This is a genomic window from Phormidium sp. CCY1219 (genome assembly GCF_055795085.1).
In genome coordinates, this window is record NZ_JAYFEQ010000497.1 from 1 (window position 1) to 8,533 (window position 8,533).

At 50.0% G+C, this 8,533-nt stretch carries 7 protein-coding genes; 5 read left to right on the plus strand and 2 right to left on the minus strand.

The features are described 5' to 3' along the window. Positions 1-95 precede the first annotated feature (95 nt). From leuC to kaiB, 5 genes are all read left to right on the plus strand, one after another. A complete protein-coding gene (leuC, locus tag AC0QH1_RS12940) occupies positions 96-1,499 on the plus strand; it encodes a 3-isopropylmalate dehydratase large subunit (RefSeq protein ID WP_324631556.1) in 1,404 nt (467 codons plus the stop codon). Between the two features lie 173 nt (positions 1,500-1,672). Further along, positions 1,673-2,269 (plus strand): 3-isopropylmalate dehydratase small subunit, encoded by a 597-nt coding sequence (gene leuD, locus AC0QH1_RS12945; protein ID WP_324631558.1) that lies wholly within the window; start codon positions 1,673-1,675, stop codon positions 2,267-2,269. A gap of 92 nt (positions 2,270-2,361) precedes the next feature. Next, a complete protein-coding gene (locus tag AC0QH1_RS12950) occupies positions 2,362-4,539 on the plus strand; it encodes a Tex family protein (RefSeq protein ID WP_324631559.1) in 2,178 nt (725 codons plus the stop codon). Positions 4,540-4,781: 242 nt separating this feature from the next. Further along, positions 4,782-6,515, plus strand: coding sequence for a circadian clock protein KaiC (kaiC, locus tag AC0QH1_RS12955; protein ID WP_324631560.1), 1,734 nt, complete (start codon positions 4,782-4,784; stop codon positions 6,513-6,515). 291 nt (positions 6,516-6,806) lie between these two features. Next, the gene (gene kaiB / locus AC0QH1_RS12960) at positions 6,807-7,148 is read left to right on the plus strand and encodes a circadian clock protein KaiB (protein WP_324631561.1); all 342 of its coding nucleotides are present in this window, start codon (positions 6,807-6,809) and stop codon (positions 7,146-7,148) included. Positions 7,149-7,497: 349 nt separating this feature from the next. Here kaiB and AC0QH1_RS12965 read toward each other — a convergent pair whose 3' ends face one another. Together AC0QH1_RS12965 and AC0QH1_RS12970 are read right to left on the minus strand one after the other, a co-directional pair. After that, positions 7,498-7,857, minus strand: coding sequence for a carbon dioxide-concentrating mechanism protein CcmK (locus AC0QH1_RS12965; RefSeq protein WP_324631562.1), 360 nt, complete (start codon positions 7,855-7,857; stop codon positions 7,498-7,500). Between the two features lie 130 nt (positions 7,858-7,987). Next, a complete protein-coding gene (locus tag AC0QH1_RS12970; protein WP_324631564.1) occupies positions 7,988-8,293 on the minus strand; it encodes a carbon dioxide-concentrating mechanism protein CcmK in 306 nt (101 codons plus the stop codon). Positions 8,294-8,533 lie beyond the last annotated feature (240 nt).

Here is an 8,533-nt window from a genome sequence, read left to right on the forward strand (position 1 = left end):
CTCAATATAGTTTTGACGGCGGCTAAAGCCGCACGTTCGTTTTTCCTCCCCCGACTAAAGCACGGGGGTTTCCAAACGTATCGGAGGTTATCATCATGAGTAAGGGGACACTTTTCGACAAAGTTTGGGATTTACATGCAGTGGGCAGCTTGCCTTCCGGACAAACCCAGCTTTTTATCGGGTTGCACCTTATCCACGAAGTCACTAGCCCCCAGGCATTCGCCATGTTGCGAGAACGGGGACTGAAGGTGCTGTTTCCGGAACGCACGGTAGCAACCGTAGACCATATCGTACCCACGGAGGACCAAGCCCGTCCCTTTGCCGATTCCCTGGCGGAAGAAATGATCGTCGCCCTAGAGCGAAACTGCAAAGACAATAACATTCGCTTTTATCAAGTCGGATCCGGGCGTCAGGGAATCGTCCACGTGATTGCCCCAGAACAGGGACTCACGCAACCGGGCATGACCATCGCCTGTGGAGACTCCCACACCTCCACTCATGGCGCATTTGGCGCGATCGCCTTTGGCATCGGAACCAGTCAAGTGCGCGATGTCCTCGCCTCCCAAACCCTCGCCCTCGACAAACTGAAAGTCCGCAAAATCGAAGTCAACGGCACCCTGCGCCCCGGGGTTTACGCCAAAGACGTTATCCTGCACATTATCCGCAAATTAGGCGTCAAAGGTGGGGTGGGATATGCCTACGAATATGCAGGCACCACCTTTGAAAACATGTCAATGGAAGAGCGGATGACGGTTTGCAATATGTCCATCGAAGGAGGGGCGCGTTGTGGTTACGTCAACCCCGATGAGGTAACATTTGAATACCTCAAAGGCAGAGACTTCGCCCCCAAAGGCGAAGACTGGGATAACGCCGTTCGATGGTGGCAAAATATCCGCAGCGATGCTGATGCCAAATATGACGATGTAGTGGTCTTCAATGCAGAAGAAATCCCCCCCACCGTCACTTGGGGAATTACCCCAGGTCAGGGCATTGGTGTGGATGAATTAATCCCAACGCCGGACATCTTAACCGAAAGCGATCGCGCGATCGCCCAAGAAGCCTATCGCTACATGAAACTCAATCCCGGCAATCCCATCAAAGGCACAAAAGTCGATGTTTGCTTCATCGGTAGCTGCACCAACGGACGATTGAGCGACCTGCGCGAAGCGGCCAAATTCGCCCGAGGCCGTCGCGTTTCTCAAGGCATAAAAGCCTTTATCGTCCCCGGTTCGGAAGACGTCAAAAAACAAGCCGAAGCTGAAGGATTAGACAAAATCTTTACCGAGGCGGGATTTGAATGGCGAGAGTCCGGATGTTCCATGTGTTTGGCCATGAATCCCGACAAATTACAAGGCGACCAAATCAGCGCCTCTTCTTCCAATCGCAACTTTAAAGGTCGTCAGGGTTCCTCAGAAGGTCGCACCTTATTAATGAGTCCGGCAATGGTGGTGGCGGCGGCAATTAATGGTACCGTCTCTGACGTGCGCGAACTGATATAACTGTCGGTGCAACATCATAAATTGCACCCGAAATTCCGGTGGGCAATGCCCACCTCATTTGCTTCTTAATTGCGATTCGCTAACTTAGCCGGCCTAGGCGGGCTTAAGTCGTTTACCTCCACCCTGACCCAGGGGCTTTTTCAGACCAATCTATCACCATAAGGAGTCATTCCATGAGCAGTAAAGTCCAACAAATTACCGGACCAGGAATTCCCTTAGTTGGCAACGATATCGATACCGATCGCATCATTCCCGCCCGCTTTTTGCGCTGCGTCACCTTTGATGGATTAGGCGAACAAGTCTTTAAAGACGATCGCGCCCAAGAAAACGGCGAACATTCTTTCGATAAACCGCAATATCAAGGCGCAAAACTGTTAGTCGTCAACGCAAATTTTGGCTGCGGATCCAGTCGCGAACATGCCCCGCAAGCCATCGCCCGCTGGGGCATTCAAGGCATTATCGGCGAAAGTTTTGCCGAAATTTTCTTTGGCAATTGTTTGGCGATGGGGGTTCCCTGCGTCACCGCCGATGCGGAAAGCATCCAAAAATTGCAAACCGCGATCGCCGCCCATCCGCAAACCGAAATCACCCTAGATTTAGTCGCCCTCAAAGTCCATTTTGGCCAAGAATTTACCCGGTCCGTGCATCTCCCCCCAGGGCCGCAGAAAGTCCTCAACGCCGGCACCTGGGACACCTGCGGGCAACTGGTTTCCCAAACCGACGCCATCCGCGAAACCGCCACTCGCTTGCCTTATTTAGCCTGGAGTTAAAATAGAAGATTAGGGGATATCGCCGGGGGTTTAAACCCGCCGGCCCCCCTCGCTTTCATTAACTCACCCAACGCTGAAAACACCATCGACTGATGCTGAATATTCCCGAAGTTCTCGCTCAAGAATTATCCCTGAATTTGTGGCAGGTGCAAAGTGCCCTGTCCCTGTTAGAAGAAGGAGCAACCATTCCTTTTATCGCCCGGTATCGCAAAGAACGAACCGGCACTTTAGATGAAACCCAGTTGCGCCACATTTCCGAACGATTTAACTATCTTACCGAACTGGAAAACCGCAAGCAAACGATTTTAGAGGCGATCGCGCAAACCGGAAAACTCACCGACGAACTAAAGGTTAAAATCGAATCCTGCCTGCAAAAAAACGAGCTTGAAGACCTCTATCTTCCCTTCCGACCCAAACGCCGCACCCGCGCCAGTATCGCGCGCGAAAAAGGCTTAGAACCCCTGGCAGAATTCATTAAAACCCTCAACATCAACAAAGCCTCAGCCTCCCTCGAAGCCGAAGCGCAAGCCTATATTTCTACAGAAAACAAAATCGAATCCGCCGCCGACGCCCTGCAAGGGGCTGCTGATATCTTAGCAGAAGAAGTGGCCGAACGCGCCGAATCCCGGGCGTATTTGCGGGATTATTTCTTGCGCGAAGCAGTCTTCACCTCTGGCATCAAAGCTGAAGACTATCCCGAAGGAACCACCAAGTTTGAAATGTATCGCAATTACACCGCCAAGGTGAAAGACATCGCGCCGCATAACCTGCTGGCATTGTTGCGCGGGGAAAGTGAAGGCATCGTGACGGTGAATTTGGAATTTAACGAAGCCGAGGTTTTGGCGTATCTCGAATCCAAAGAAATCCGCACCAAAGTGCCGGAAATTCGCAACTTTTATCGGGCGCTGGTGAAAGATGGGTTTCATCGGTTGATGAAAAATTCTTTAATTTCCGAGGTGCGATCGCTGAAAAAACAAGATGCGGATTTGGAGTCGGTAAAAACCTTTGAGGCTAACCTGCGCGAATTGTTACTATCTCCCCCAGCGGGAATGAAACCCACTATCGGCATCGATCCGGGATTTAGAACCGGTTGCAAAGTCGCAGTTCTCGATGAAACCGGGAAATTTTTAGAATATCAAACCATTTTTCCCCATCAAAGTCAAAAGCAGCGCCAAGATGCGGCGAAAACGATTAAAACCCTGATTGAAAAATACCACATCGAATCGATCGCGATCGGGAATGGCACGGCGGGACGCGAAACCGATGCCTTTATCGCTGAAGTGCTCAAAACCTGCGATCGCAAACCCACCAAAGTCATGGTCAACGAGTCCGGTGCTTCCATTTATTCCGCCAGCGATGTGGCACGTGAAGAGTTCCCCGAGTTGGATTTAACCGTGCGCGGTGCGATTAGTATCGGGCGGCGATTGCAAGACCCCCTGGCGGAATTGGTGAAAATCGACCCGAAATCGATTGGCGTGGGACAATATCAACACGATGTTGACCAAAAATTGCTCAAGAAAAAATTAGCCGAAACCGTAGAAAGTTGTGTCAACTATGTGGGCGTAGACTTGAATACCGCCTCGAAAGAATTGCTCACCGTAGTGTCGGGATTGACGCCCACTGTGGCCAAAAATATCATCCAATATCGCAACGATAATGGCGCGTTCAAAAATCGCCGTCAGTTGCTAAAGGTGGGCAAGTTAGGGCCGAAAACCTTCGAGCAAGCCGCAGGGTTTTTGCGAATTCGCGGCGGCGATAATCCCTTGGACAATACGGCGGTTCACCCGGAAAGTTATTATGTGGTCGAAGCGATCGCCTCGGATTTAAGCATTCCCTTAGACAACATCTCGAAAGCATCGCAGAAGTTCCAGTCCGTAAAACTTGATAAATACGTCACCGACTTGGTAGGAATTCCCACCCTGCGCGATATTATCGCCGAGTTGGAAAAACCGGGACGCGACCCACGCGCCGAGTTTAAATATGCCACCTTTAAAGAAGGCGTAAACGAGATTTCCGACCTGTCAGAAGGGATGGAATTAGAAGGGGTGGTGACTAATGTGGCAAACTTTGGCGCGTTTGTAGATATCGGCGTGCATCAAGATGGGTTGGTGCATATTTCCCAACTCGCCGATCGCTTTGTGGAAGATCCTAAAGAAATTGTCAAGGTAGGACAAGTGGTGAAGGTGCGTGTGTTATCCGTGGATGAAAAGTTAAAGCGGATTGGTTTGTCCATGCGATCGCTTCAGAAATCGCGACAACCCCGACGCTAAAATCGGCGGGGTTTGGGTGGGATTTCTGAAGCGCGATCGCCACCGGAAACGATTCCCCACCCAACCGCGCCGAGTGGTATGCTCGGCGTTGCCCATCATACTCAAGTAACTCGTGGCTTATAATAAAACAGCAACGCGCGTCAACTATTCCGGCAACTGCCAGAACGATTCGTCGCCCTCGAATGCAATTTTTATAAAATCAGTGAAATCAGCGCGTTGAAAGTCGCAAAATCCAGTCCACTATGAGTCAACAAAACAACCTAAAATTAACTCAAGATAAACTGCCGAAATGTGCGAGTGGAATCCAAGGTTTGGACGAAATCACGGGGGGTGGTTTGCCAAAGGGGCGTCCCACATTGGTATGCGGTTATGCCGGGTGTGGGAAAACCCTGCTGGCCATGCAATTTCTCGTCAATGGCGTGGTGAACTACGATGAACCCGGGGTTTTTGTCTCGTTTGAAGAATCGGCGGCAGAACTATGTCAAAATGTGGCGTCGTTGGGGTGGGATTTACCCGCGCTGATAGAGCAAGGAAAATTTGCCATCGACTACATTCATCTCGATCGCAGCGAAATCCAAGAAACGGGCGAATACAATCTAGAAGGGTTATTCATGCGACTGGCGATCGCCATCGATAAAGTGAAGGCAAAGCGCGTGGTTTTGGATACCTTAGAAGTGCTGTTTGGCGGCTTGGAAAATGGCGCGATCGTGCGATCGGAAATGCGGCGGTTATTTCGCTGGTTGAAAGAGCGCGGCGTCAGCGCGATCGTCACGGCGGAAAGCACAGACAACTCCCTGACGCGCCAAGGATTAGAAGAATTCGTGTCTGATTGCGTGATTCGCTTGGAACAGCATGTCAGCGATCGCATCGCCACCCGCACCTTACAAATTATCAAATATCGCGGATCGAAACATGGCACAAACCAGTATCCGTTTTTGATCCAACACCACGGCATTTCTGTGGTTCCGATCACTTCCCTCGCCTTAGACCATCAGGTGTCTAACGAACGCATTTCTACCGGCATTCCTCGCCTCGATACCATGCTTGGCGGAAAGGGATACTATCGCGGTAGCAGCATTTTAATTACCGGCACTGCCGGCACCGGAAAAAGCTCGATCGCCGCCCATTTTGCCCATGCCACCTGTCAGCGTGGGGAAAAATGTCTTTACATTGCTTTCGAGGAATCCGCTAATCAAATTATCCGCAATATGCGATCGGTTGGTCTGGAGTTGGAAGGTTGCGTCACGGAAAATCGGCTCAAATTTCAAGCGGCGCGTCCCACTCTTTATGGGTTAGAAATGCACTTGGTCAATTTATATGGATTAGTCCGCGATTTTCATCCCAGCGTGGTGATTATCGATCCGATTTCTAACCTCGAATCGGTGGGAAACGCTTTTGAGGTCAAGTCATTTCTGATGCGTTTGATTGATTTCCTCAAAACGCAATGCATTACCACTTTAGTAACCAGTCTGACCCAAGGCGGCGAACCCCTCGAACATACCGATGCTGGGGTTTCTTCGTTAATGGATACTTGGTTGGTGCTGCGCGATGTGGAAATCCACGGCGAACGCAATCGCTTGCTTTATGCTATTAAGTCTCGCGGAATGCAACACTCGAACCAAGTGCGCGAGTTCCGCTTGAGCGATCGCGGGTTGGAATTAGTTGATGTGTATCTCGGTGCGAAAGGCATACTCACGGGCACAGCGCGATCGCAGCAAGAATTTGAGGAAAAAACTCAAGCCTGGATGCGCCAACAAGAACTACAGAAGAAACAACGGGACATCGAACGCAAACGCGCCCTGATGGATGCCCAAATTAAAGCCTTACAAGTGGACTTTGAGTCGGAACAAGAAGAGTTTGAACGGCTTTTGGAAGGGGAACAAATCAAAGAAAAAATTCGCCTGGACAACGAACAACAAATTGCCGAAAGTCGTTATGCCGATCCGGATCGGGAGGATTCGGGTGAATCTTCCTAAGATTTGGTAAGATGAAAGGGACAGCGCGATCGCGGAAACTCCAATCCCACGAAACTCTACTGTTTCTCGAACCTTCCGGGTGAGACAACATTCACAACCCTTTCCCCTCGCGGAAATTCCCGCTCTTTCCGATGTGCCCATCCCCCACACCGAACTCATTTCCCGCTTCCGATGCTCTTCCCCCACCCCACATACTACCGTTGCAGGGCAATGCGTAACTCGCCAACATGGCGGAGATAATCAAAACTCGCTGGATTTATTATTAAGTCGCTTTTTAATAACAGGAGAAACATGAAAAATCCCCCGAATAATAACGAATCAAAAGACGTTTTTGAAGAATTTTTTGAGCGTCGCCAACAGGAAAAATACGTTTTGCGCTTATATATTGCCGGCGAAACGCCCCATTCAATCCGTGCCTTTAAAAAAATTAAGGAAATCTGCGAAACCTACCTGAAAGGACGTTACGAACTGGAAGTTATTGATATTTACGAAAACCCGGAATTGATGGAAGAAGAACAGGTGGTTGCCATTCCCACCTTAATCAAGAAACTCCCACCGCCTTTACAGAAGTTTATCGGCGATATGGCAAATACTGAAAAAATTCTGATCGGGTTGGATCTGCTTCCTTATTAAATCCCAATCTCAGATTTTCCGTCCTCTCCTTATCGCCCTTCGGGAGGGGAGAAAAACTAAACATTGAAAACGTCAAATTTACCCATTAATTTTCAATTTTCAATTTCTCATTAAAAATTGCTCAATTCTGAATTCTCAATTCTTTCCCTGACATGACCCCGAAGGGGAGCACAACTAAGAATTGAGAACGTCCAAACAATTTCCTTCTTAATTCTTAATTTTTAATTCTTGCTCTCCCCCTCGGAGACAACCAGAGAAAAATTGAGGGGCAATTCCTTAACTCTTAGGGTGGTTTTCGGGACGAGTACAAGCGTTAAGGAATGCAACACTTGTCCTGGCGCGATCTCCCCTACCGACTGCCGCCGTTGCCACCCAACATTCGTATTCCTTCCACAGCTTGGCGGTACGGTTCCACCTTTTCCGAATAATCGATCGGCAGAACCGCCACCACATTTTCGTGAGGACGCGGGATAATCACCCAGGATTCCAGAGTGGCCCCATAGGTCGCTTCTGCCGCCGCCACCCCCGCATCCATTGCGGTTTTCACTTCCGAGACATCCCCGCGAATCATCACCGTAAAGCGCGCACTCCCCACCCGGATATAGCCCACCAGGGTCACGCGCCCTGCTTTCACCATCGCGTCTGCTGCTGCTAGAATCCCCGGAAAACCTCTAGTTTCAATTGCTCCAACCGCTTGTGGTGTTGGCATCGTCTATCTCCTAAATTAACAAAAACTGTAACAATTCCCTGGCCTTATTGTACCCATTTCCTCGCCGATCGGAAGGGAAATTTTCGCGTAGGTTGACCGTTCGAACCGACTGTCTGTAGGAGGTGCTTTCTCATCGCCACTGTTCCACCGCTTCGGTGTACTCGAAGGGCAGCACATCCACCACATTTTCTGGCGGATTGGGTACGATATAGTGAGTCACCAGCTTTCCGCCGTAGACCTTCTCCGCCGCTTCGATGCCCGCCTCCATTGCGGGTTTCACCTCGGAAATCGGTCCGCGAATCGCCACGACAAACTCGCCTTTTTCCGCAATGTCGTAATACACCAAGGTAACTCGACCCCCTTTTACCATCGCGTCGGCGGCGGCAAGTATTGACGGAAAACCTATTGTTTGAATCAGTCCAACGGCAGCAGGCATTCGCGCTCTCCTCAATCAATGGAAGGTTTACTCTAATTCTAAGCCTTTTTTACCACATTTTTAAGCCCCGGAGGTTGCTGGCGCGCCAGTGTGGCCGATGTTATAGCAGTTCTCATATGGGTGAGGTAACGATTTTTTTACCTCGGAGGTGCATTTCAAGGTTGGGACTATTCGGCTGCGGATCGCATCAAGCAACAGACCTGCTATATTTCACCACCACCACGCGATCGGTGGAAAAAA

Bases quoted from the DNA above. Each gene is read 5' to 3' on its own strand.
- leuC (WP_324631556.1), top strand. From the start codon at position 96: ATGAGTAAGGGGACACTTTTCGACAAAGTTTGGGATTTACATGCAGTG.
- leuD (WP_324631558.1), top strand. From the start codon at position 1,673: ATGAGCAGTAAAGTCCAACAAATTACCGGACCAGGAATTCCCTTAGTT.
- AC0QH1_RS12950 (WP_324631559.1), top strand. From the start codon at position 2,362: ATGCTGAATATTCCCGAAGTTCTCGCTCAAGAATTATCCCTGAATTTG.
- kaiC (WP_324631560.1), top strand. From the start codon at position 4,782: ATGAGTCAACAAAACAACCTAAAATTAACTCAAGATAAACTGCCGAAA.
- kaiB (WP_324631561.1), top strand. From the start codon at position 6,807: ATGAAAAATCCCCCGAATAATAACGAATCAAAAGACGTTTTTGAAGAA.
- AC0QH1_RS12965 (WP_324631562.1), bottom strand. From the start codon at position 7,857: ATGCCAACACCACAAGCGGTTGGAGCAATTGAAACTAGAGGTTTTCCG.
- AC0QH1_RS12970 (WP_324631564.1), bottom strand. From the start codon at position 8,293: ATGCCTGCTGCCGTTGGACTGATTCAAACAATAGGTTTTCCGTCAATA.